Raw genomic sequence first — 21,702 nt, forward strand, 5'->3', positions numbered from 1 at the left:
GTCAGAACTGACCCGAGCCGGAGCAATCCGGCCGGTTGTTTCGAGGGATAGCATGGGCATCAAGCCGCTCGTCCTGTTCATGACCTCGGAGATGTACCCCTTCTCCAAGACCGGCGGCCTTGCCGACGTTCTGGGCGCGCTGCCCCTGACTCTTTTCCGCATGGGCGTGAACACCGCTGTGGTGACGCCGCTATATGGCCGCTTCAACACCTCGGAGTTCGGCCTGCGCCTGCTCACCGAGCGCTGCCCCGTGGGCTACCCCTGGGCGCCCATCACGGCGGAGATCTATCAGGCCGACTATTACGGCATGCCAGTGTACTTCGTGGGCCGCGGCGAATACTTCGACCGCAGGAACCTCTACAATACTCATTCGGGCGACTATTTCGACAACTGCGAACGCTTCAACTTCTTCTGCCGCGCCACCCTCGAATGGGCAAGACGCCTCGACTGGGCCCCGGCGGTCATTCACGCCCACGATTGGCAAAGCGCGCTTGTGCCCGCCTACCTGCACTTCTGGCGACGCAACGACCCCTTCTGGCGCGACACGAAGACCGTGCTCACCATCCACAACCTGGCCTTCCAGGGCCGCTTCGCCTCGCGTCTTTTCTTTGAATCGGGCCTGCCGGCAGAGGCCTGGAACATGGACGGGGCCGAATTCTACGGCGACTTCAACCTGCTCAAGACCGGCATCGCCTACGCCGATTCCGTCACCACGGTGAGCCCATCGTACGCCGAGGAAATCCTCACACCCCAGTTCGGCTGCGGGCTGGAGGGCATGCTGGGCCGCAGGCGCGGCGTGCTGCGCGGCATCCTGAACGGGGCCGACTACACCGTGTGGGACCCCCGCGACGACAAGTACCTGCCCTGCATCTACCGGGCGGGCTGCGCCGACGGCAAGCAGGACTGCAAGAACGCCCTCTTGAAGGAAATGCACCTGCCCGACCAGCTGGAGGACAAGCCGGTGCTCAGCTTCATCGGCCGTTTCCGCGGGCAGAAGGGCGTGGACATGCTCATCGACATCATACCGAAGCTCATGGAGCAGGAGGTGGGGCTCATCGTGCTGGGCGAGGGCAAGCTTGAGCACGAGGCCCGGCTGCAGGAGCTGGCCGAAGTTCACCAGGACCGCCTGCGCGTCATCGTAGGCTACTCCGAGGATCTGGCCCACCGCATCCAGGCCGGGTCGGACATTTTCCTCATGCCCTCGCGCTACGAGCCCTGCGGGCTGACGCAGATGTACGCCCTGCGGTTCGGAACGCCGCCAGTGGCCACGGCGGTGGGCGGCCTGCGCGACACCATCGTGCCCTACCCGGATCCACGCGCCACGGGCTTCACCTTCCAGAACGCCACCGCCGAGGAGTTCCACGCAACCATATGCCAGGCCCTTGACCTGTGGCGCGACAACAAGCCCTACTGGAAGGGCATGGTGGAACGGGCCATGGCCCAGGACTTCAGCTGGGAGCACTCCGCCGCGAAGTATATCGAGCTGTACCGTTCCCTGGGAGCCCAGGTCTAGGGAACCTTGTCACGCGCCGCCCTGGGCAGGGGAACCATCAAGGGGGATGACATGCCGCTGACCAAGAAGTATTCGAGCGACAAGGCCATGTGCAAGGTGGGATTTTCCCTGCCGGAGGAATTCGCGGGCAACGCCAGCAAGCTGTTCCTGGCCGGAGAATTCAACGCCTGGGCGCCAGCGCCCATGCGCAAGTCCAAGGGGGCCTTCTCCTTGAGCCTCGAACTCCCCGCTGGTGCAAGCTACCAGTACCGCTATATCACCGGCGAAGGCGTGTGGCTCAACGACACCGAGGCCGACTGCTACGTGTTCAACACCTTCGCAGACGCCGACAACTCCGTGGTGCTGCTGTAGAGAACGATCGGCCCACTGCGCGGACCGGCACGGACCTTGAGGCCCCACCAGTCACGAGGAATGGGCAGGTAGAAGCTCTGGCCCGGGAAGCCCGCACACAGGATGCCCCCCGCTGCGCTCCTCCCAAAACACGTGAAGCAGGAACAGCCCAAGGGCCAGCGCCAAGGTCACCTCGCCCTCGTCCACCGCGCCGAAGCGCCGCAACAGGTCCAGGGCCGCCCTGCGCACCAGGCGCATGCCCGCAGCCGTGAGCGCCAAGTCCTCGTAATCCAGCTCGGGCAGAGCGCCGCCAGCCGCATCAAGCGCCGCCGGAGCCCTGTGATGCGCCTTGCGTGCCATTTCCTGGTGGGAACCTGCGCCGCTACACCCTTCCGCCGCGGCGCAAAGACGTATAGAGTGATCTCCTCCGGCCAACCCTTGACAGCTCACAGGAGGCCCCATGCCCCCGCATAGACGCACCAGCGGCGTACTTCTCCACCTCACCTCCCTGCCCTCGCGTTTCGGCATCGGCGATCTGGGGCCGGAGGCCCTGCGCTTCGCCGAATTCCTGACCCTGGCGGGGCAAAGCCGCTGGCAAATGCTGCCCCTGAACCCCACGGCGTCCAGCCTTGGCAACTCGCCCTACTCCAGCTTTTCCGCCTTCGCAGGCAACACCCTGTGCATCAGCCCGGAGGGGCTGTGCGAGGACAACCTGCTGCCGCGCCGGGAACTGGACCGCCTGGCCGTGCCCTGGAGCGACCGCGTGGACTTCCCCGCAGTGGAGCGCGCGCGCGCGGCCCTGCTGAGACAAATTTTCGACCGCCTTATGCCGATAAACGGCGGAGGCACCCTGGAGAACGACGCGTCCTTCGCCACCTTCCGGGGGCACAACGCCGCCTGGCTGCCGGACTACGCCCTGTTCATGGCCGTGAAGGAGAGCCTTGGCGGCGCGGCCTGGACCGCGTGGCCGAAGGAAATCCGCGACCGGCGCGAGGAGGCCCTGCGCGAGTACGGCGCCCGGCTCCACCGCGAAATCACCTACCATCAGTTCTGCCAGTGGCTGTTCTTCCGCCAGTGGGGGCGGCTCAGGTGGGAGCTTTCCAAGCTCGACATCGAACTGGTGGGCGACGTTCCCATCTACGTCACCCACGACTCGGCGGAGGTTTGGGCCAACCGCAGCTTGTTCAAGCTGGACGAGGCGGGCCAGCCGCTCTTCGTGGCCGGGGTGCCGCCCGACTACTTCAGCAAGACCGGCCAGCACTGGGGCAACCCTGTGTTCGACTGGGAGGCTGCGGAGCAAGACGGCTTCCAGTGGTGGATTCGCCGCCTGCGGCACAATTTCGGGCTCTTCGACCTCGTGCGCCTGGATCATTTCCGGGGCTTCTGCGCCTACTGGGAAATCGAGGCAGCAGAAGAGACCGCCGTAAAGGGCCGCTGGGCGCCCGCGCCGGGAGAAAAGCTGCTTGAGGCGGTCAAAGCCGCCCATGGCTCGCTGCCCATCATCGCCGAGGACCTGGGCATCATCACCGAGGACGTGGTGGCCTTGAAGGAGCGCTTCGGCTTGCCGGGCATGAAGATCCTGCAGTTCGCCTTTGGGCCGCACACGCCAGCCAGCCCGGACTCGCCGCACAACCACGAGATGAACTGCGTGGTCTACACCGGCACCCACGACAACAACACCACGCGCGGCTGGTTCGAGGCCGAGGCCACGCCCCCGGCGCGTCGGGCGCTGTCCCGCTACCTGGGCCGCAGAATGACGGAAGACACCATCGTGCGCGAACTCATCCGCGTGGCGCTCTCAAGCCCGGCCAAGGACGCCGTGCTCACGGCGCAGGACCTGCTGGACCTGGGCGCAGGCGCGCGCATGAACACTCCGGGCCTGTCCGAAGGCAACTGGGGCTGGCGTGCGCCCGAGAACGCCCTGTGCCTGTGCGGCGGCGGCCACGCCCTGGCCGAGAACCTGCGCGGCCAGTGCGAGCTTTACGGCAGAACTCCGCAAATGGAGCCGGAGGCGCAAGACGCCCCTTGAAGCTAGCCCGCATTTTTTTCCAGCCCCGTGTTGACACAGGGCCGTCCATGTTTATGTATGCAATGCTACGAACGCCCCGCCTTCGCCAGCGGGGCTTTTCCATCGTACAATGGCGGCGGCCGCTCTAACGCGGAAAACCCGCGCTGGCCGCTGCAAGAAACACACATAACACCTGCGGAGGACGTACAAGATGAAGTTGAAGCCCCTCAATGACCGTGTTCTGGTGAAGCGTCTGGAGTCCGAGGAAGTGACCTCCGGCGGAATCATCATCCCCGACAGCGCCAAAGAGAAGCCCCAGAAGGGCAAAGTCGTGGCCGCAGGCCCCGGCAAGCTGGACGAAGCCGGCAAGCTGGTCAAGATGGCCGTGAAGGCTGGCGACGTGGTGCTTTTCACCAAGTACGCGGGAACCGAGATCAAGATCGACGGCGACGAGCACCTGGTGCTGCGCGAGGACGACATCCTCGCCATCGTCGAGAAGTAAGGGCCGACGCCAAAACTTGCCTTTGAACCGGGCGCAAGGAGCATCTCCGCGAGCGCCCGCCACCTGACAAAAACGCCACAGGGCATAAATTTCAAGGAGTCCGACACATGGCCAAAGAAATCATTTTCGACGCCAAGGCGCGTGAGAAGCTGAAGATCGGCGTGGACAAGCTGGCCAATGCCGTGAAGGTCACCCTGGGACCCAAGGGCCGCAACGTGGTCATCGACCGCAGCTTTGGCTCCCCGCTCATCACCAAGGACGGCGTCACCGTCGCCAAGGAGATCGAGCTTGAGGACAAGTTCGAGAACATGGGCGCCCAGATGGTCAAGGAAGTCGCTTCCAAGACCTCTGACGTGGCTGGCGACGGCACCACCACCGCCACCATCCTGGCTCAGGGCATCTTCGCCGAGGGCGTGAAGCTCGTGGCCGCTGGCCGCAACCCCATGGCCATCAAGCGCGGCGTCGACAAGGCTGTTGAGGCCATTGTGGCCGAGCTTGGCAAGATGACCAAGCCCACCCGCGACCAGAAAGAAATCGCCCAGGTCGGCACCATCTCCGCCAACAACGACCCCACCATCGGCGGCATCATCGCCGAGGCCATGAACAAGGTCGGCAAAGAAGGCGTCATCACCGTTGAGGAAGCCAAGGGTCTGGAGACCACGCTGGACGTCGTCGAAGGCATGCAGTTCGACCGCGGCTACCTCTCCCCCTACTTCGTCACCAACCCGGAGAAGATGACCTGCGAGATGAGCGATCCGCTCATCCTCATCTGCGAGAAGAAGATCTCCTCCATGAAGGACATGCTGCCCGTGCTTGAGCAGGTGGCCAAGATGAGCAAGCCGCTCGTCATCATCTCCGAGGACATCGAGGGCGAGGCCCTGGCCACCCTGGTGGTGAACAAGCTGCGCGGCACCCTGAACGTGGTCGCAGTCAAGGCTCCCGGCTTCGGCGACCGCCGCAAGGCCATGCTCCAGGACATCGCCATCCTGACCGGCGGCACCTGCGTGTCCGAGGACATGGGCGTGCGTCTTGAGTCCATCACCGTCAACGAGCTGGGCCAGGCCAAGCGCATCGTCATCGACAAGGAATCCTGCACCATCGTGGACGGCAAGGGCAAAAAGGCCGACATCACCGCCCGCGTGAAGCAGATCCGCGCCGAGATCGCCGAAACCAGCTCCAGCTACGACCAGGAGAAGCTCCAGGAGCGCCTGGCCAAGATCGTGGGCGGCGTCGCCGTCATCCACGTGGGCGCCTCTACCGAGACCGAGATGAAGGAAAAGAAAGCCCGCGTCGAAGACGCCCTGAACGCCACCCGCGCGGCTGTCGAAGAGGGCATCGTCCCCGGCGGCGGCGTGGCCCTGGTGCGTTGCCAGAACTCTCTGGAAGGCATCAAGGTTGTGGACGACGACGAGCAGGCCGGTGTGGACATCATCCGCCGCGCCATTGAAGTGCCCCTGCGCTGCATCTCCGCCAACGCGGGCTTCGAAGGCTCCATCGTGGTCGAGAAGGTCAAGGGCGGCAAGGACGGCTACGGCTTCAACGCCGGCACCGGCGTGTACGAGGACCTGATCAAGGCCGGCGTCATCGATCCCAAGAAGGTGACCCGCATCGCCCTGCAGAACGCCGCCTCCGTTGCGGGGCTTCTGCTCACCACCGAGTGCGCCATCGCCGACAAGCCCGAGCCCAAGGGCTCCGCTCCGGCCATGCCCGGCGGCATGGGCGGCATGGGCGGCATGGGCGGAATGGGCGGAATGTACTAGCCCAAGCTCACAATCCCAGCTTCACCAAGGCCGGAGTCCGCAAGGGCTCCGGCCTTTTTTCTTGCCGCTTTACATCACCGTCAACAATGGCTTACCTTTAACTATCTCCTGAGAATTATCGGGAGCCAGCTCCTCGGATCTCACAGAGCAGGAGAAAACCCGCCATGCCCAAACCCAAGCACATCATAATCGCCTGCCTGGTTTGGACTCTGCTCGCCGTCCTGTCTGCCGGACTGATCATCAGCGGGAACCACCGGCAAATGCAGGAGCAGTTCCGCGCAGCAGCGCAAATGGCCTTTGAAAAGGACATCACCTTCCGACTCTGGAACGCTTTTCACGGCGGCGTCTACGTGGAAGTGAACGAAAACAACCAGCCGAATCCCTACCTTGATGTTCCTGACCGCGACCTGCGGACCGATACGGGCAAGCACCTGACAATGATCAACCCGGCCTACATGACACGTCAGGCCCACGAAATTCAACAGGACGGCTCAGGCGTGCAAGGACACATCACCAGCCTGAAGCCCATACGCCCGCAGAATGCCCCGACCCCCTGGGAACGCGCGGCATTGGAGTCCTTTGAACGCGGCGCGACAGAAGCATACGCACTTGTGGAGGTTGAAGGGCAAAACCAGTTCCGATTCATGCGACCCATGATCACCGAAAAGCCCTGCCTCAAGTGTCACGCCAAGCAGGGATACGCCGAGGGTGACATCAGAGGGGGCATCAGCGTGGCCCTGCCGGTTGAGGCGCAGGTCATGGCGTTTCGCTCATACGCCGCCAAAACCGCCGTTGGGCATCTTCTCGTTTGGGCCTTCGGCATCGGGCTGGCCATCTTTGGCGGAAGGAAGCTCATGCAAAGCATCCAGAAGGAGCACCAAGCCCGCAAAGAAGCGGAAGCAGCCAACATGGCCAAGAGCGAATTCCTGGCCAACATGAGCCATGAGATCCGGACCCCGTTGAACGGCGTGCTGGGCATGCTGCAACTGCTCAAGGAAGAAAACGCGCCCAAGGAACGGTCCAATTACATAGGCATGGCCTATGACTCCGGCACCAGGCTCTTGGCCCTTTTGAACGACATCCTCGACATCTCCCGCGTGGAGGCTGGTCAACTGAAGCTGGAGCGCCAGCCCTTCAACCCCCGCGACCTGCTCGATACCGTGGCAACCATGTTCCAGAGCGCATGCGCCAAGCACGGCCTGAAGCTCATCGTGACCCCGGATCCCCTTCTGCCTGAGATTCTGGTGGGCGATGAGGCCCGCCTGCGTCAGGTGCTCTTCAACCTTGTGGGCAACGCCGTAAAGTTCACCCCAAAGGGCTCGGTGACGATCGAAGCCTGGGCCAGTTCCAGCGTGAAGAACTCCGCCGAGGTGCGCTTCTTCCTATCCATCAGCGACACGGGCATCGGCATTCCAGAGGACAAGCTCGGGCATGTGTTCGAACGGTTCACCCAGGTAGACGGCTCCTACACCCGGCGCTACCAGGGCGTGGGGCTGGGCTTGGCCATCGTCAAGCGCCTCATGGATCTCATGGGCGGCAGCATCGACGTGGACAGCGAGCCAGGGACGGGCACCACCTTTTTACTTCAGATTCCCCTTGCGCTGCCGCAGGCGCCGCTTTCTGAACAACCCGCCGGGTCCCAACGCCCTGGGCCTGGTGCGGCCTCGGAGCCCCTGCGCCTGCTGCTGGTGGAAGACGAAGAGGTGAGCAGAATCTCAGTCCAGGTGTTGCTCACGCGGATGGGGCACGATGTGACCAGCGCCCAGGACGGTCTTGCCGGGGTGGAGGCTTTCCGGCAGGGGCGCTATCACTGCATCCTCATGGACATTCAGATGCCGATCATGAACGGAGTGGAGGCAACCAAGACCATCCGAGCCCTGGAGGAGCAGGAGGGCAGGCCGCGCGTGCGCATCATCGCCCTCACCGCCTACGCCTTGCCCGGCGACCGCGAGCACTTCATAGCCTCCGGCATGGACGACTACGTGACCAAGCCGGTGCAGCCAGAGGCCCTGCTCATGGCCCTGCGCAGGGCCAAAGCCGCTGGCCTTCCCGCGCTGGAGCCTCTGTCCAAAACCTAGTCCCGAAGATCGGCTTTCTGTGGCGAGGCAATGCTATCCATGCAACCTGCCCCCCAATCGGCCCGGCGGAAGCTCTTTCAGCCCTCAAACCACAAAGCCGACGCGTTGCCACGTCGGCTCCAAGAGTGTGCTGCTGGAATGAAGAAAAGCGCGCTCTGCAATACTTCCCCACGCCGCAGACCAGCCTCACAAAGGGCATTGCGCCCGCGCAGCTATCTGGCGGGCAGGCCCGTGCGGTCCAGGTGCAACCTTCCGCGCTCGTCCATTGACATGATGACGTAAAGCGGCGTGGCCAGCATGCGCGCGCGATTCACCGGCCCGTAGCTGCGCGAGTCGAACGAGGCGTGGCGGTTGTCTCCCATGACATAATACTCATCCGGCGCCAGGCGTGCGGGCGACATGTCCAGGCTCTTGCCCCCCGGCCAGCGCGATGCGTAATAGCCCTCGTCGATGGGATCGCCGTTGATGTACACCAGACCGTCCTCCACCTCCACCACCTCGCCCGGCAGGCCCACCACGCGCTTGACGAAGATCAGCGAGTGCTCGGACGGATACTGGAACACCACCAGCTGGCCGCGCCGGATGATGTCGCGCGGGCGCAGGGCGGCGCAGCGCAAGCGGTCGCCGGAGCGCAAGGTGGGGCGCATTGAGGTCTGGGCCACGCTATAGATGGGAAAAGCCCAGCGCTCGGCCTGGCCCGCGACGACAGATACCGTCGCCATGACGACGATGATGCCCAGGTAGACCACCGGGGTGTTCCGCGGGCCGGGGATGAAGTCGTGCAGGAGTTTGGCCACGCGCCGTGCGTCCCAGGCGGCGTAGAGAGAGAGCAGCAGGTAGCCGGCCAGGGACGATACCCACCAGCGGAAGGTCTCCGCCGCGCCGATGCCCAGCAGCTGCCAAGCGGCGGCAAAGGCGAGCAGCACCATGCCCTTGCGGAATCGGCCATTATACACCTGGCCAAGGCCAGGCCACAAAAAGGAAAGCAAGGCCGCCAGCCAGGGCTTTCGCGGACTGGCTGGAGGTCCGGCGGACACGCCGGAGTTTCGGGGCAGGACGTTCAGATGCATGGCTCGCGCCTCGTTGGTTGCTCTCTTCATGTCTTTAGCAGATGACGCCCCAGGAGGCAAAGGGTTGCAAGGGGGCGAAATATGCCACGGGCCGCCTGCTCGCGCCGTCCGCGCCCTTGACACAAACCCGGCCTTTGCCCCACACTCCGCCCGCTCCGGCTTCGCATGCGCCTCTGTGCCGCATGGTCTGCGCCGGGGCGAAAGGACACCACCATGCGCGTGCTCGGAATTGATTACGGACAGGTCCGCGTGGGCCTGGCCCTTACGGACCCCGAAGGCCGCATGGCCTTCCCCCGGCCCGCATTGACGCGCACCACCCGCGACGGACTCTTCGAAGCGCTCAAGGCGCTCATTGAGGCCGAGGGAGTGGAGGCCGTGGTTGTGGGCCTGCCCCTGACCATGGACGGCGGCGACTCCCTGACCACCCGGCAGACCCGGAACTTCGCCGAAAGCCTTGCCCGGCGCATCACCGCGCCCGTGCATCTCATGGACGAACGCTTGAGCTCCGCAGCGGCGGATGCTCAGCTCAAGGAGGCCGGTCTGTGCAGCCGGAAGAGAAAAGTGCGCCTGGACAGCCAGGCGGCGGTGCAGATCCTGGAAACCTGGATCGCCCAAAATCCCGCGTAAAACCCCTGCTGTTGATCCTGCTTGGATTCGTCGCAACCGTTGCGACGGCTCTCGCCGGAGCCACAATCTATTTCCTCGGTCCGGCGGATGCGCCAGGCCGCGAAGCCATCGTGCTCATCCGACCAGGCATGACGCTGCCTGCAATCGCCCGCGAGCTGGAAACCCAGGGGCTCATCAGAAACGCCCAGGCCATGGTGCTGCTGGCCAAGGTGCACGGCAACCTGACATCGGCCAAGGCGGGCGAGTTCCTCCTGAGCTCCGGCTGGCCACCGCAGGAGATCCTGCGCGTCATCACCACCACCAGCGGCATCCAGCACCGCGTTTCCGTGCGCGAGGGGCTTCCCTGGTGGACGGCGGCAAAACTCTTCGAGGCTGAGGGACTCACCGATCAGGCCAGCTTTGAGCAGGCCATGAAGAACGCCACCCTGCTCTCGAAATATTCCATCCCCAGCGACTCGGCCGAAGGCTACCTGTTCCCGGAAACCTACCAACTGCCGCGCACTCAGGCCGACAACGGCACAGTGGCCGTGGAGGCCATGCTCAAGGAATTCGACCGCCAGGTAAAAAAACTCTGGCCCCAGGGCCCGCCCCCGGCGGAGGAACTCAAGCGCCTGGTCATCCTGGCCTCACTGGTGGAGCGCGAAACCGGCGACGCCACCGAGCGTCCGCGCATCGCCGGGGTGTTCGTGAACCGCCTGCGCCTGGGCATGCGCCTGCAATGCGACCCCACCACCATCTACGGCCTGGGCCCGGCCTTTGACGGCGACCTCAAGCGCGTTCACCTGGAGGACGCGGCCAACCCGTACAACACCTACGCCCGCGCAGGGCTGCCGCCAGGCCCCATCTGCTCCCCCGGCTTGGAGGCCATCAAGGCCGCCCTGAACCCGGAGGCCCACGAGTACATCTATTTCGTGGCGCGGGGCGACGGCAGCCACGAGTTCAGCGCCACCCTCGACGAGCACAACCGCGCCGTGAACCGCTTCCAGCGCCACCGCAGAGCGGAGGCCTACCAGTCCGCCCCGCAGGCTCCGGGCGCTGTCCAGCCTGCCAAGGCTGCCGCCCCAGCGCCAAAGCCCAAGGGTAAGCCCGCAAAACAGGAGAAAGCCGCGCAGCCAAAGCCCAAGCAGGAAAAAAGCAAAGCAGGCAAAACAAAGCCTGCGGAGGTTTCGCGCCAGGAAAAGTCCGGCGGCGAGGCGAAACGCCAGCTTAAATCAACCTGAACGCACAGGACTGCCCTGCCCTGGCCCGTTCCACGCCACATGATCCGGCCTGTGCCGAACCGCGCAACCCTGCTCTTTTCTTGACACCTCCGCACCACTGGGGCATTCTTCTGTCATATTTGACACACCCCTGGAGGCGGCCATGAGCAGTTCCGAAGACCGCAACATCTACCTCTCCACCATCGCCCCGGCCGAGGCGGTTCAGCGCGCCAAAGACGCCCTGGACCGCGCCGCGCTCATTCGCCCGGAAACCGTTCCCGCCCATGAATCCTGCGGCAGAGTGACCAGCGCGCCCATTTTCGCGCGCTGCTCATCGCCCACCTTCCACGCCGCAGCCATGGACGGCATCGCCGTCAGTTCATCAGCCACCTTCGCCGCGCGCGAAGGCAGCCCCGTGACCCTGAAAAAGGGCGCGGGCTTCGTGCCAGTCAACACCGGCCATTCCCTGCCCGACGGCATGGACGCCGTGGTCATGATCGAGCAGGTGGAGCAGATGGACGAGGACACGGTGCGCATCGAGTCCCCGGCCTTCCCCTGGCAGCACGTGCGCCGCATCGGCGAGGATATCGTGGCCACCGAGCTTCTGCTGCCCCAGAACCACACCCTCTCGCCCTATGACGTGGGCGCGCTGCTGGCCGCAGGCATCTTCGAACTCTCCGTGTGGGAGCGCGTGCGCCTGACCTTCATCCCCACCGGCGACGAGGTGCTGGACTTCACGGCCTGCCCAACCCCTGGCCCCGGCCAGGTCATTGAAAGCAACTCCCAGGTGTTCCGGGCCATCGCCGCCTCCTGGGGTGCGCTGCCCAGCTTCACCGCTCCCGTGCCCGACAAGCCGGAGGCCCTGCGCGCAGCCGTGGCCGCAGCCCTGGCAAGCGGCGCCCATGTCGTCGTGGTGGGCGCAGGCTCCAGCGCAGGCAGCAAAGATTTCACCCGCAGCACCTTCGAGAGCTTCGGCAAGCTGCTGGCCCACGGCATTTCCGTCATGCCGGGCAAACCCACCGTGCTGGGCCTCACCAGCGGGCTCTTCGAGGGGCGGCTGCTTGTGGGCGCGCCGGGCTATCCCGTCAGCGCCGTGGTCTGCCTGGAGGACGTTCTCCAGCCCATCGTGCGCTGGCTCATGCGCCAGGCCACGCCAGGCAGGCAGAAGATTTCCGCGCGGCTGGCGCGCAAGACTCCAAGCCGCCCCGGCATGGAGGAGATCGTGCGGCTGGCCGTGGGCAGGGTCGGCGGCAGCTACGTGGCCGCCCCCCTGGCGCGCGGGGCCGGGCTCATCACCAGCCTCACCAAGGCCCAGGCAATCACACGCATCCCGGCCCAGAGCGAGGGCCTGGAGCAGGACGCCATCATCGAAGCGGAGCTGCTGGTGCCCTTGGCCGGGCTGGACAGCGTGCTCGTTCACATCGGCAGCCACGACAACATCCTGGACCTGTTGGCCAACGAGCTCATGGGCCTGGGCGAACCGCTTTCCCTGGTGTCGAGCCACGTGGGCAGCATGGGCGGCCTCACCGCGCTCAAAAACGGCTCGGCCCTGTTCGCGGGCTGCCACCTGTTCGATCCCGACAGCGGCGACTTCAACTTCCCCTTCCTTGCCAAGCACTTGCCCGGACTGGATCTCACAGTCATCAACCTGGCCATCCGCCACCAGGGGCTCATGGTGCAGAAGGGCAACCCCAAAAACATCCAGGGCGTGGCCGATCTGGCCCGGCCCGACGTGAACTTCATCAACCGCCAGCGCGGCGCAGGCACGCGGATATTGCTCGATCATCACCTGGACAAGGCGGGCATACGCCCGGAGCAGGTGCGCGGGTATGACCGCGAGGAATACACGCACATGGCCGTGGCCGTGAACGTGCTCACCGGCGCGGCGGACTGCGGCCAGGGCATCTATGCCGCGGCCAAAGCCCTGGATCTGGACTTCATGCCCCTGGCCCGCGAACGCTACGACCTCATCCTGCCCACGGCATGCCTCGACGACCCGCGCATCCAGACCCTGCGCCAGGTCATCGGCACCGCGCAGTTCCAGGAGCGCATGCGCGGCCTCGGCGGCTACGACACGCCGCTGACGGGCAAGGTAATGACGCCGGGCATGGGCTTGGGCAAGTAGCCTCCCACGCCTGCACACGCAAAAAAAGCGCCGGACCGCAGCAGCAGTCCGGCGCTTTTTCGCGTCGTATGGGAAGGCCCCAGCCTTACGGCATGAGCGGGGCCAGGGGCAACCCCTGCGTCTCCGGCAGGCCGAGCATGAGGTTCGCCCCGGCCACGGCCTGGCCCGAAGCGCCCCGGCACAGGTTGTCGATGGTGGTGACGATGATGAGCCTGCCGATGCGCTCGTCCACGGCAAGGCCAATGTCGCAGAACATGGTGCCCCGCACGAAGCGCGTTTCCGGCAGGGTGCCTGCGGGCAGCACGCGCACAAGGTCTTCGTTCTTGTAGCGCTCGGCATAAATGGCGTGGACCTCGGCCAGGGAAAGGGGCTTCACCAGCCGCGTGTAGATGGTGGACAGGATGCCCCGGCTGATGGGCAAAAGGTGCGTATTGAAGGACAGGGCAACGTCCTCGCCCGCCAGAAGCGACGCTTCCTGCTCGATCTCCGGCGTGTGGCGGTGGCGGGTCAGGTTGTAGGCGCGGAAGGTGTCGGACACCTCGCAGAACAGCGTGCCCACGCCCGCAGTTCTGCCTGCGCCGCTGGTGCCGCTCTTGGAGTCGATGACGATGTCGCCCGTGTGGACCAGACCCTGCTCCAGGGCGGGCGCAAGGCCCAGAATGGCCGAGGTTGGGTAGCAGCCCGGATTGGCGATGAGCCGCGCTCCAGCCATCTTGTGGCGGTACAGCTCGGGCAGGCCGTACACTGCCTCGGCCAGAAGCTTGGGCTGGGTGTGCGGCGTGGCGTACCATTTCTCATAGGTGGCCTTGTCGCGCAGGCGAAAGTCCGCCGAAAGATCCACGACCTTCACGCCCTTTTCAATGAGCGCGGCGGCGATTTCCTGGGCGGTCTTGTGCGGAACGGCCAGGAACACCAGCTTGCACGAGGCGGCGAGGTCGGCCGGGTCGGGCATGGTGACCGTGAGCGCGCCCATGCGGCCCAGGTCGCCGGGGCCGGAAAGATAGGGGTACAGCGAGGCCAGGGTCTTGCCCGCCTCAGACCGGCTGGTGGCCCGCACCAGCTCCAGGCCGGGGTGGCCAGCCAGAACGCGGGTCAGTTCCATGCCGGTGTAGCCGGTGACCCCCACAAGGCCCACGGGAATGCGCTCGAAATTCTTGCTGGGCATGTCTCAGCCCACCTTGTTCACGTATTTCATGCGCAGGGTGTAGAGCATCTCGCACAGAAGCTTCTGCTCCTCATCATCCAGACCGTTGGTGGTCTTCTGCTGGAGCATGCCCAGGATATCGATGACCTGCTTGGCCAGATGGGGCTGGACGTCCAGCTTGCCGGTGCTGGGATCCACGGCCTCGCCCAGGTGCACCATGGCCGAGGAGGACAGGGACAGCACAAAGGTGGAAAAATCTATTTCCGGCAAGCCCATGAGGTGTTCGCCGCACCCGCAGCTCTTGGTATCGGACATGATCGCCTCCGTCACATTCTGAATTGGGTCATGCTACACCTTCCCCGGCCAGGGCACAAGACCGCACGCGGACCTGGACGCGTTTCACCCTGCCGCGCAAGGCTTTGCGCCACGCCCTGCCCCCACCGTGCCCCCACCGTGCCCCCACTTTGCAACCAGGGGCGAACAATGTACAAGGGCCTTGCTCAACGTTCCGATTCTGCTTCAAGGAGTGCCCATGATCGCGTTTCTGCTCTTCCTGATGGCCTTTGGCCTGGGCATGGTGCCCTTTGGCCTGTACGTGGCGCGTTTCGTCAAAGGCATAGACCCGCGCGATGCGGGCAGCCGCAACGTGGGCGCCACCAACGTGGCGCGGCTGTGCGGAACGCCCTGGGGCGTGCTTACCCTGGCCCTGGACCTGTTCAAGGGCTTTCTGCCCTGCGTGCTGGCCCCGGCGGATACGGGCTGGATCGCGCTTTCGCTCATCGGGCTGGCGGCGATAATGGGCCACGCGTACTCCCCGCTGCTGAACTTCCGGGGCGGCAAGGCCGTGGCCACAACGGTGGGCGTGTTTCTGGCGCTTGCTCCGGGCGCGCTCATCCTCTCGGCCATTTGCTGCCTGCTGGTGATCTGGCTGTCCGGCTACGTGAGCGTGGGCTCGCTGACCCTGGCCCTGGCGCTGCCGGTGTTCTGCCTGCTCACGGGCAACGTCAGCATGATTCCGCTGGCTGCGGGCGTGATGCTCTTCTTGTTCTGGCGGCACCGCGAGAACATCCTGCGCCTGAACAAGGGCCAGGAGATGCCGTGGAGGAAGGGGAAGAAGTGCGAGGCGGGGGCGTAGGATGCCAGACAAGTACAACTCACCAAGGAATACACATCGTGGATAGCGTAATCAAAGTAATTAACAAATTGATTTCTGACGGCGAATCTTTTTCATTCGATAATTTCTGCTATCACGATAAAAGTTCTCTTGGTAAATATGGAGAAGCAACAAAGCCAGAATGGGTTGCATGGAAGAAGCGTGTTTACAATTTAATCAAGAAGCATGCGGCAGCAAATTCAGCCGCAGTGGGACTAGTAGAAATTGGGGATAGAATCCAAACGAAAGAGTATGGACCCGAGAATTTCTCTCGCGCTAAAGAAACTTTACTGAAAGCTCTTGAACTGTTGAAGGAAATTGTCCAAGAAGATCTCTTTCAAGAACTTAATGTAGAACAAAATAGCAGCAGTTCTCCAGCTTTTTCAAATCGTGTTTTCATCGTTCACGGACACGATTCAGCGCTCAAAACTGAGACAGAACAGTTTATTCAAGAAATCGGGCTCGACCCCATCGTCCTTCACAGGAAGCCAGACGAAGGCGCGACGGTCATTGAAAAATTTGAAAAGCATAGCGATGTTGGGTATGCCTTTGTACTGCTAACCCCAGACGAAATTGCATACACAATAATCCAAGACAAGCTTGATGATACTGACAGGGAAAAAGAGAAACGAGCACGCCCAAATGTTATCTTTGAACTTGGTTTCTTCGTCGGAAGGCTGGGGAGAAATCGTGTATGCTGTTTACACAAAGGCGACATCGAGATACCAAGTGATCTTAAGGGACTACTCCACAAGAAGGTTGACCAATCCATCGAGACCATAGCCTACGCTATTATCAAAGAGCTAAAAGCTGCTGGCTATAAAATCTAACAAAAGTTTTTCTTCTGTCCAACCAGCCCCCCATCACCCCGCCACCCTCACGCAAAACACTTCGCCCTCGACGAGTTTCACCTCGCCGCCGATGTGCAGCAGGTCGTTGGACCAGCGCCCGGACTGCGGGTGGAAGGTCTCGGCGTAGCGGCATTCTGAGCCGCAGAAGGATTTCTGGAAGCGCACGGAGCAGGCCACAAAGGTGCCGCCGCTTTGCGGATCGCCCGCCACGGCGCAGACCCAATGGTCCATGTCCCGCGTCAGCGCGGAATTGCCCTGGTAGCGCACAACCGCCACGCTCTGCGGCCCGATGAGCGCGCCAAGGGATTCGGCGTCAGTCGGCCCCTCCATGCGTTGCACATGAAAGGTTTCGCCGCCGAGCCGGGAAAGCACCCGCTCCAGGTTGTCCTGAAGCAGCGCATAATTGCCGTCGTATTGGCCCGTGGTGCCCACGATGCCGTTCAGGAAGTCGCCTGGGTGGTCCACCTGGGCAAAGGCCGCGCACACGGCGTCGAACTGCGGCGCTTTGCCGCACAGGGCCACGTAGGCGTTGACCACCGCGTACAGAAAGCAGGCCCCGTCCAGGTCGCCCTGGCCGTAGATGTGTCGTTTCGCGGCTGTCGTATCTGGCGTGTCTGTCGAGTCCATGCTGGCACCGCCTCGTCTTGCCCCGTCAGGCGCAGGGCGTTGCAAATGCGCCGAAGTCCCTACTGCACCACGTCGCTGCCCATCTCCACGTCCCAGTAGCTCACGTCGCCGCCGGATTCCTCGTGCGGGGCGTTGGGGTCGCGGGGCGGGCCGTTGAGCGGCTCCACCGGCAGCAGGCCGAGAATCGCCGCAACCAGCGGGGTCAGGCCCGGGCGTTTCAGCGCGGTCACCGGGATTCCCGCCGGGTACAGGCGGCCCATGACCTCCTGCTGTTCTTCGGAAAGCAGCTCCCACTTGTTGAGCGCGAGCAGACGCGGGGTGTTGGCCAGGTCCATCTCGGCCAAAATGCCCTCCACCGCGGCGATCTGCTCCTCCACCTCCGGGTGGGAGATGTCGGCCACGTGCACCAGCACATCGGCGGACTCCAGTTCCTCCAGCGTGGCGCGGAAGGCTTCCTTCAGGTCCGGCGGCAGGCGGCGGATAAAGCCCACGGTGTCGGTGAGGATGACCTCGCGCTCGCGCGGGAAGCGGATGCGCCGGCTCGTGGGATCGAGGGTGGCGAAAAGCTTGTTCTCGGCCAGCACTTCGCTGCCGGTGAGGGTGTTCAAGAGCGTGGACTTGCCCGCGTTGGTGTAGCCCACAAGGGCGATGACCGGGCAACCGGCCTTGGAGCGGCGCTCGCGCGTGCCGGAGCGGTGCCTGCGCACGTCCTCCAGCTCGTTCTTGACCTTGGTGATGCGCTCGCGAACGCGGCGGCGGTCGATCTCAAGCTTGGTTTCGCCGGGGCCGCGCCCGCCGATGCCGCCCATGAGGCGCGACATGGCCGGGGTTTTGCCCACAAGCCTCGGCAGCGTGTACTTGAGCAGCGCCATTTCCACCTGCAGCTTGCCCGCCCGGCTGGTGGCCCGGCTGGCGAAGATGTCCAGAATGAGCTGGGTGCGGTCCAGCACGCGGCGTTCGGTGGTCTCGGCCAGGTTGCGCAACTGCGAGGGCGCAAGGTCCTGATCGAAAATGACGATCTGCGCGCCTGCTTGCAGGCACAAAACTTCCAGTTCCTGCAGCTTGCCCTTGCCCAGGATGCACCGGGCGTCGGCCTTGTTCACGCGCTGAATCAGGCGCGCTGGCGTGGCCAGTCCAGCCGTGCGGGCCAGCTCGGCCAGCTCGTCCAGGCTGCGCTCCTGCACAACGCGCGGGGCCGAGGACACGCTGACCAGGATGGCGCGCTCGCGGCCCTTGTCTTCATGGACGCCGCGCTCGGACCGGGCGAACTCGTCCTCCAGGGCCTGCACCAGGGCGGAAAAATCCACGCCGGAAAGATCGAAACGGACAGGGGGAAGCACGTCGTAAGGCTTGCTCTCGCCCGAGGCCTGCGCGTTCATGGGCACCACGTGGGCCACATGGAGCTGCTGGGGTTCGCCGTACTGACCAACGGTGAGGGCGCAGACGCTGTCCAGGCGCAGGGAGACCATGTCCATGAGGTCTTCCTGGGACAGGACTTCGCCGTTCAGATGGGTGTGCAGCAGGCGCAGACCGCGCAGGCGGGTCTCGCCCAGGCGGGAGCGCGGCAGCTCAGGGATGAAGATGCCTGCGGGCTCGCCCACGATGAGCATCTCCACACGGCCCTGGCGGTCGATGAGCAGGCCGAGCTGCCTGCCCAGGTCGCGGGAAAGGATGGCCAGCTCGCGCGCCTGGTCGGTGGTGTAGCCGCCACCCGCCGGCGGAAACCGGCGGGTGGTGAGGCGGGTGAGGCGCTGTATCTGATTGGGCTTGAGGCCCTGAATGTTGCCTTGCGGTTTCTGGGCGATGGGAAAAAGCCTCCCGGAGGGTCGTTACAGGGGAGCGCTCGCCAGGTATTTGGCGATCATGTTGTCATAGGTCGAGACGCGGGCGAAGGTCTCTGCGGCGAGTTCGCGGCGCAGAGCCAGGGAAACGCCTCCGGCATTGGCCTCAAGGTCGGCCTGGACGCGCGGATAGTAGCAGGGATCGGGCACCACGAGCATGGAATGGAAATTCTTGGCGGCGGCGCGCAGCATGCACGGCCCGCCGATGTCGATTTCCTCCACTGCGGCGCGCAGATCAACGCCCTTGGCTGCGGCATCCGCAAAATTATAGAGGTTCACGCACACCATGTCGAAGGGCTGAATGCGCAGCTCCTCCAGGGTGAGCAAGTGTCCGGGGTTGTCCTTGTCCGCCAGGATTCCGGCGTGAACGCGCGGATGCAACGTTTTCACCCGGCCACCCATGATCTCGGGGAAGCCGGTGACATCGCTGACGCTGGTGACTTTAAGCCCGGCGGCCACAAGCTTTTTGTGGGTGCCGCCGGTGGAGATGAGCTCCACGCCGCGCGCGGTGAGGAAGGACGCGAAATCTGCCAATCCAGACTTGTCGGTGACGGACAGTATGGCCCGTCTGATGGGAAGGAAATCCATGCACAGCCTCTCTGGTTTCAGAGATTGTGCCAGAAGATCCGACCCAAGGCAAGCCGGGGCGTTTTCGCGGCCGCTGATGGTTTCCCGTATGCGGTTCCCTGTCCCCGCCCGACCGACCGGACGGGGACAGAGAGCCAATTGGGAGGGGAGACCGTCAGTTAGTCGTCGAGCTGCGCCAGCAGTTCCCGCGCCGGGGCGAAGCCGGGGTCCTGGGCCACAATCTGATCAAGCAGAGCCTGGGCCTCGTCCTTGCGGTCGAGACAGACCATGCAGCCAGCCAGAGAGTAGCGGACCTCGCTCTTGCCCGGATGAATGGAGAGATAATTCTCCAGGGCCGGGATGATCTGCGGAAGCTTCTCCAGCTCATGTCCGAGCCGGATGACGCTGAGCAGCGCGACCATGTTTTCCGGATTCTTGGCCAGGGCCTCAATGAACAGGCCGAAGGCTTCTTCCTTCTCCCCCTGCTCCATCTTGACCAGGCCGATGCCGGCGAAAGTTTTGTCGTTGGCGTCGATGCCGTGGGCCTTCGTGTACAGAATCAGGGCGCTCGCAAGATCCCCGCGCTGCACAGCGATGGTGGCCAGGCCCAGGTACGGATCCGGGTGGATGCCGTTGGATGACGCGGCCTTCTTGTAGTAGTCCTCGGCCTTGTCGAGCTCGCCCATGAAAAGGTAGCACTCGCCGAGTTCCTTGTTGATCTCGTAATCCAGATGACTCATGGTTCCCCTCCGTTTTCCCAAACTGCCCGCGTCTCCATGCGGACGGCAAAAGTTGCGTGGCTCTTGGGAGCCTGCCCGGCACATGCAGCATGTGTGCCAATGCACCAATCATCTCCTGCCGCCCCACCCCACCCTGCTCCGCCAGCGCCCCCTCACGCGCGCGATAACAACATAATGGCGCGGGGCAGGCCAAAACCAGCGACGCTAGTTAAATGTCCTTATATTTGAGCATATTAAAAACTTGGAACGGCCTTTGCTATGTACCAGCCAAGCTGGAAGGCGGGCCACTCGGTCGGCACCCGGCAGAAAAGGGCAAAAGCCAGGAGGGACAAGGCATGAAGAGTCTTTTCGGTCGACAGTTCGGCGTAATGGAAAAGGTTCTGGACCTGCGCCTGGAACGTCAAAATGTCGTCATGGCCAACATCGCCAATGTAAACACCCCAAAGTACAAGGCCCGCAAGCTGGAGTTCGAGGGTGATTTGCAAAAGGCCATGCACATGGACCAGCGCGGCAAGATGACACGAACCAATTCGAACCATCTGCCCGCGAATTTCGATGTCAACGGGTTCCAGGGCAAGGCCCTTGCGGACTGGAAGCCGCGCACGGTTCACGGCGAGGACGTGGTGGACCTGGACAAGGAAATGACCACCATGGCCAAGAACGCCATGATGTACAACGCCCTCACCGACATCATCGCCAAGAACTTCAGCGGCCTTCAAACCGCCATTCAGGATGGAGGAAAGTAAATGGACTTCATGAGCGCACTCGACATCAGCGCCTCGGGCATGAAGGCTCAGCGCACGTACATGAACGTCATCTCCATGAACCTGGCCAACGTCAAGACGACCAGGACTCCTGAAGGCGGCGCGTATCAGCGCAAGAGCGTGGCCTTTGCCGCCAGCCCGGTGTTCAACCCCTTCGACAAGGAAATGGAGAACGCGGAAAACCGCGAACTCAAGGGCGTCATCGTGCGCGGCATCGTCGCCGACAAGCGCCCCATGAAAATGGTGCACGAGCCCGGCCACCCAGACGCGGACAAAGAAGGCTACGTCAAGTACCCGGACATCAACGTGGTTGAGGAGATGGCCAACATGATCACCACCATGCGGTCATACGAGGCCAACGTTCAGGCCATTCAGGACACCAAGGCCATGTTCAACAAGGCCCTGCAGATCGCCCGCTAGCCTTCGGAAAATCAAGGAGACTCACCATGATCGTCAAGTCCGTCGCCATGCAGGCTTACCAAAATGCCCTGAAGACCCACCAGAACGCCGAACACGGCCTCGCCTCCGGCGTCAACAACGCCCAGAAGCCCGCCGGCGGCTTCATGGACGCCATGAAGGGCAGCCTGGACAAGGTCAACTCCATGCAGCAGGAGAAGAACAGCCTGGTGGAGTCCTTCGCCGCAGGCAAAGACCACAACGTCCACGAACTGATGATCTCGCTGCAAAAGGCCGGACTGGCCATGAGCATGACCAGCGCCGTGCGCAACAAGATCCTGGCCAGCTACCAGGAACTTACCAAGATGCAGTTCTAGGCACCGCTCCAGAACGCGTCGTAAAGAGAA

Annotated in this window: 22 protein-coding genes; 14 read left to right on the forward strand and 8 right to left on the reverse strand. The window is 63.6% G+C overall.

The genetic code is table 11. The features are described from left to right. Positions 1–58: 58 nt before the first annotated feature. Both glgA and Q8O35_RS06195 read left to right on the forward strand, forming a co-directional pair. A complete protein-coding gene (gene glgA, locus Q8O35_RS06190) occupies positions 59–1,513 on the forward strand; it encodes a glycogen synthase GlgA (protein ID WP_305571804.1) in 1,455 nt (484 codons plus the stop codon). A 51-nt stretch (positions 1,514–1,564) separates the two neighbouring features. Then, positions 1,565–1,864, forward strand: coding sequence for an isoamylase early set domain-containing protein (locus Q8O35_RS06195; protein ID WP_305571753.1), 300 nt, complete (start codon positions 1,565–1,567; stop codon positions 1,862–1,864). Positions 1,865–1,915: 51 nt separating this feature from the next. On the opposite strand, the gene Q8O35_RS06200 is transcribed toward Q8O35_RS06195, so the two are convergent. Then, positions 1,916–2,203, reverse strand: coding sequence for a hypothetical protein (locus Q8O35_RS06200; protein WP_305571755.1), 288 nt, complete (start codon positions 2,201–2,203; stop codon positions 1,916–1,918). A 100-nt stretch (positions 2,204–2,303) separates the two neighbouring features. Between Q8O35_RS06200 and malQ the strand changes: the two genes are divergently transcribed. The 4 genes from malQ to Q8O35_RS06220 all read left to right on the forward strand — a co-directional run bounded on the left by malQ (position 2,304) and on the right by Q8O35_RS06220 (position 8,191). After that, positions 2,304–3,872: a 4-alpha-glucanotransferase gene (gene malQ, locus Q8O35_RS06205; protein WP_305571757.1), complete on the forward strand. Its 1,569-nt coding sequence runs from the start codon at positions 2,304–2,306 to the stop codon at positions 3,870–3,872. Positions 3,873–4,062: 190 nt separating this feature from the next. Further along, positions 4,063–4,353, forward strand: coding sequence for a co-chaperone GroES (groES, locus tag Q8O35_RS06210; RefSeq protein ID WP_305571759.1), 291 nt, complete (start codon positions 4,063–4,065; stop codon positions 4,351–4,353). Positions 4,354–4,460: 107 nt separating this feature from the next. Next, complete coding sequence (groL, locus tag Q8O35_RS06215; RefSeq protein WP_305571761.1) at positions 4,461–6,113, forward strand: chaperonin GroEL; 1,653 nt, start codon at positions 4,461–4,463, stop codon at positions 6,111–6,113. A 164-nt stretch (positions 6,114–6,277) separates the two neighbouring features. After that, positions 6,278–8,191: an ATP-binding protein gene (locus Q8O35_RS06220; RefSeq protein WP_305571763.1), complete on the forward strand. Its 1,914-nt coding sequence runs from the start codon at positions 6,278–6,280 to the stop codon at positions 8,189–8,191. Positions 8,192–8,403: 212 nt separating this feature from the next. On the opposite strand, the gene lepB is transcribed toward Q8O35_RS06220, so the two are convergent. Further along, on the reverse strand, positions 8,404–9,291 hold the full coding sequence (gene lepB / locus Q8O35_RS06225; RefSeq protein WP_305571766.1) for a signal peptidase I: 888 nt from the start codon (positions 9,289–9,291) through the stop codon (positions 8,404–8,406). A gap of 183 nt (positions 9,292–9,474) precedes the next feature. Here lepB and ruvX point away from each other — a divergent pair, with 183 nt between their 5' ends. The 3 genes from ruvX (at position 9,475) to Q8O35_RS06240 (ending at position 13,212) form a co-directional block, all read left to right on the forward strand. Then, positions 9,475–9,888: a Holliday junction resolvase RuvX gene (gene ruvX / locus Q8O35_RS06230; RefSeq protein ID WP_305571768.1), complete on the forward strand. Its 414-nt coding sequence runs from the start codon at positions 9,475–9,477 to the stop codon at positions 9,886–9,888. Between the two features lie 11 nt (positions 9,889–9,899). Next, positions 9,900–11,108, forward strand: coding sequence for an endolytic transglycosylase MltG (gene mltG, locus Q8O35_RS06235; RefSeq protein ID WP_305571770.1), 1,209 nt, complete (start codon positions 9,900–9,902; stop codon positions 11,106–11,108). 142 nt (positions 11,109–11,250) lie between these two features. Continuing rightward, complete coding sequence (locus Q8O35_RS06240; RefSeq protein ID WP_305571772.1) at positions 11,251–13,212, forward strand: molybdopterin biosynthesis protein; 1,962 nt, start codon at positions 11,251–11,253, stop codon at positions 13,210–13,212. 85 nt (positions 13,213–13,297) lie between these two features. On the opposite strand, the gene argC is transcribed toward Q8O35_RS06240, so the two are convergent. Next, positions 13,298–14,377, reverse strand: coding sequence for an N-acetyl-gamma-glutamyl-phosphate reductase (argC, locus tag Q8O35_RS06245; RefSeq protein ID WP_305571774.1), 1,080 nt, complete (start codon positions 14,375–14,377; stop codon positions 13,298–13,300). Between the two features lie 3 nt (positions 14,378–14,380). Further along, positions 14,381–14,671, reverse strand: coding sequence for a DUF1844 domain-containing protein (locus Q8O35_RS06250; RefSeq protein ID WP_305571776.1), 291 nt, complete (start codon positions 14,669–14,671; stop codon positions 14,381–14,383). A gap of 217 nt (positions 14,672–14,888) precedes the next feature. On the opposite strand from Q8O35_RS06250, the gene plsY reads away from it, so the two are divergent. After that, the gene (gene plsY / locus Q8O35_RS06255) at positions 14,889–15,491 is read left to right on the forward strand and encodes a glycerol-3-phosphate 1-O-acyltransferase PlsY (RefSeq protein WP_305571778.1); all 603 of its coding nucleotides are present in this window, start codon (positions 14,889–14,891) and stop codon (positions 15,489–15,491) included. After that, positions 15,455–16,339: a nucleotide-binding protein gene (locus tag Q8O35_RS06260; RefSeq protein WP_305571780.1), complete on the forward strand. Its 885-nt coding sequence runs from the start codon at positions 15,455–15,457 to the stop codon at positions 16,337–16,339. The genes plsY and Q8O35_RS06260 overlap by 37 nt, the downstream gene beginning before the upstream one ends. A gap of 33 nt (positions 16,340–16,372) precedes the next feature. Here the strand turns inward: Q8O35_RS06260 and Q8O35_RS06265 are convergent, their stop codons facing one another. From Q8O35_RS06265 to Q8O35_RS06280, 4 genes are all read right to left on the reverse strand, one after another. Further along, positions 16,373–16,987: a hypothetical protein gene (locus tag Q8O35_RS06265; protein WP_305571782.1), complete on the reverse strand. Its 615-nt coding sequence runs from the start codon at positions 16,985–16,987 to the stop codon at positions 16,373–16,375. 59 nt (positions 16,988–17,046) lie between these two features. Then, positions 17,047–18,597 carry a GTPase HflX gene (gene hflX, locus Q8O35_RS06270; protein WP_305571805.1) on the reverse strand — a complete coding sequence of 517 codons (1,551 nt, stop codon included), beginning with the start codon at positions 18,595–18,597 and terminating at the stop codon, positions 17,047–17,049. A 219-nt stretch (positions 18,598–18,816) separates the two neighbouring features. Continuing rightward, positions 18,817–19,416, reverse strand: a complete 600-nt coding sequence (locus tag Q8O35_RS06275; RefSeq protein WP_305571784.1) for an IMP cyclohydrolase — start codon at positions 19,414–19,416, stop codon at positions 18,817–18,819. 158 nt (positions 19,417–19,574) lie between these two features. Continuing rightward, positions 19,575–20,135 (reverse strand): lipopolysaccharide assembly protein LapB, encoded by a 561-nt coding sequence (locus Q8O35_RS06280; protein ID WP_305571786.1) that lies wholly within the window; start codon positions 20,133–20,135, stop codon positions 19,575–19,577. A 335-nt stretch (positions 20,136–20,470) separates the two neighbouring features. On the opposite strand from Q8O35_RS06280, the gene flgB reads away from it, so the two are divergent. From flgB to fliE, 3 genes are read left to right on the forward strand one after another with little or no spacing between them, the layout of a single operon-like run. Then, a complete protein-coding gene (gene flgB, locus Q8O35_RS06285; RefSeq protein ID WP_305571788.1) occupies positions 20,471–20,881 on the forward strand; it encodes a flagellar basal body rod protein FlgB in 411 nt (136 codons plus the stop codon). Next, a complete protein-coding gene (flgC, locus tag Q8O35_RS06290; RefSeq protein ID WP_305571790.1) occupies positions 20,882–21,319 on the forward strand; it encodes a flagellar basal body rod protein FlgC in 438 nt (145 codons plus the stop codon). 26 nt (positions 21,320–21,345) lie between these two features. Continuing rightward, positions 21,346–21,672, forward strand: coding sequence for a flagellar hook-basal body complex protein FliE (gene fliE, locus Q8O35_RS06295; RefSeq protein ID WP_305571792.1), 327 nt, complete (start codon positions 21,346–21,348; stop codon positions 21,670–21,672). Positions 21,673–21,702: the final 30 nt, after the last annotated feature.

The organism is Humidesulfovibrio sp. (genome assembly GCF_030689645.1).
Classification (GTDB): domain Bacteria; phylum Desulfobacterota; class Desulfovibrionia; order Desulfovibrionales; family Desulfovibrionaceae; genus Humidesulfovibrio.

Bases quoted from the DNA above. Each gene is read 5' to 3' on its own strand.
- Q8O35_RS06195 (WP_305571753.1), top strand. From the start codon at position 1,565: ATGCCGCTGACCAAGAAGTATTCGAGCGACAAGGCCATGTGCAAGGTG.
- Q8O35_RS06200 (WP_305571755.1), bottom strand. From the start codon at position 2,203: ATGGCACGCAAGGCGCATCACAGGGCTCCGGCGGCGCTTGATGCGGCT.
- malQ (WP_305571757.1), top strand. From the start codon at position 2,304: ATGCCCCCGCATAGACGCACCAGCGGCGTACTTCTCCACCTCACCTCC.
- groES (WP_305571759.1), top strand. From the start codon at position 4,063: ATGAAGTTGAAGCCCCTCAATGACCGTGTTCTGGTGAAGCGTCTGGAG.
- groL (WP_305571761.1), top strand. From the start codon at position 4,461: ATGGCCAAAGAAATCATTTTCGACGCCAAGGCGCGTGAGAAGCTGAAG.
- Q8O35_RS06220 (WP_305571763.1), top strand. From the start codon at position 6,278: ATGCCCAAACCCAAGCACATCATAATCGCCTGCCTGGTTTGGACTCTG.
- lepB (WP_305571766.1), bottom strand. From the start codon at position 9,291: ATGAAGAGAGCAACCAACGAGGCGCGAGCCATGCATCTGAACGTCCTG.
- ruvX (WP_305571768.1), top strand. From the start codon at position 9,475: ATGCGCGTGCTCGGAATTGATTACGGACAGGTCCGCGTGGGCCTGGCC.
- Q8O35_RS06240 (WP_305571772.1), top strand. From the start codon at position 11,251: ATGAGCAGTTCCGAAGACCGCAACATCTACCTCTCCACCATCGCCCCG.
- argC (WP_305571774.1), bottom strand. From the start codon at position 14,377: ATGCCCAGCAAGAATTTCGAGCGCATTCCCGTGGGCCTTGTGGGGGTC.
- Q8O35_RS06250 (WP_305571776.1), bottom strand. From the start codon at position 14,671: ATGTCCGATACCAAGAGCTGCGGGTGCGGCGAACACCTCATGGGCTTG.
- plsY (WP_305571778.1), top strand. From the start codon at position 14,889: ATGATCGCGTTTCTGCTCTTCCTGATGGCCTTTGGCCTGGGCATGGTG.
- Q8O35_RS06265 (WP_305571782.1), bottom strand. From the start codon at position 16,987: ATGGACTCGACAGACACGCCAGATACGACAGCCGCGAAACGACACATC.
- hflX (WP_305571805.1), bottom strand. From the start codon at position 18,597: ATGCTCATCGTGGGCGAGCCCGCAGGCATCTTCATCCCTGAGCTGCCG.
- Q8O35_RS06275 (WP_305571784.1), bottom strand. From the start codon at position 19,416: ATGGATTTCCTTCCCATCAGACGGGCCATACTGTCCGTCACCGACAAG.
- Q8O35_RS06280 (WP_305571786.1), bottom strand. From the start codon at position 20,135: ATGAGTCATCTGGATTACGAGATCAACAAGGAACTCGGCGAGTGCTAC.
- flgB (WP_305571788.1), top strand. From the start codon at position 20,471: ATGAAGAGTCTTTTCGGTCGACAGTTCGGCGTAATGGAAAAGGTTCTG.
- flgC (WP_305571790.1), top strand. From the start codon at position 20,882: ATGGACTTCATGAGCGCACTCGACATCAGCGCCTCGGGCATGAAGGCT.
- fliE (WP_305571792.1), top strand. From the start codon at position 21,346: ATGATCGTCAAGTCCGTCGCCATGCAGGCTTACCAAAATGCCCTGAAG.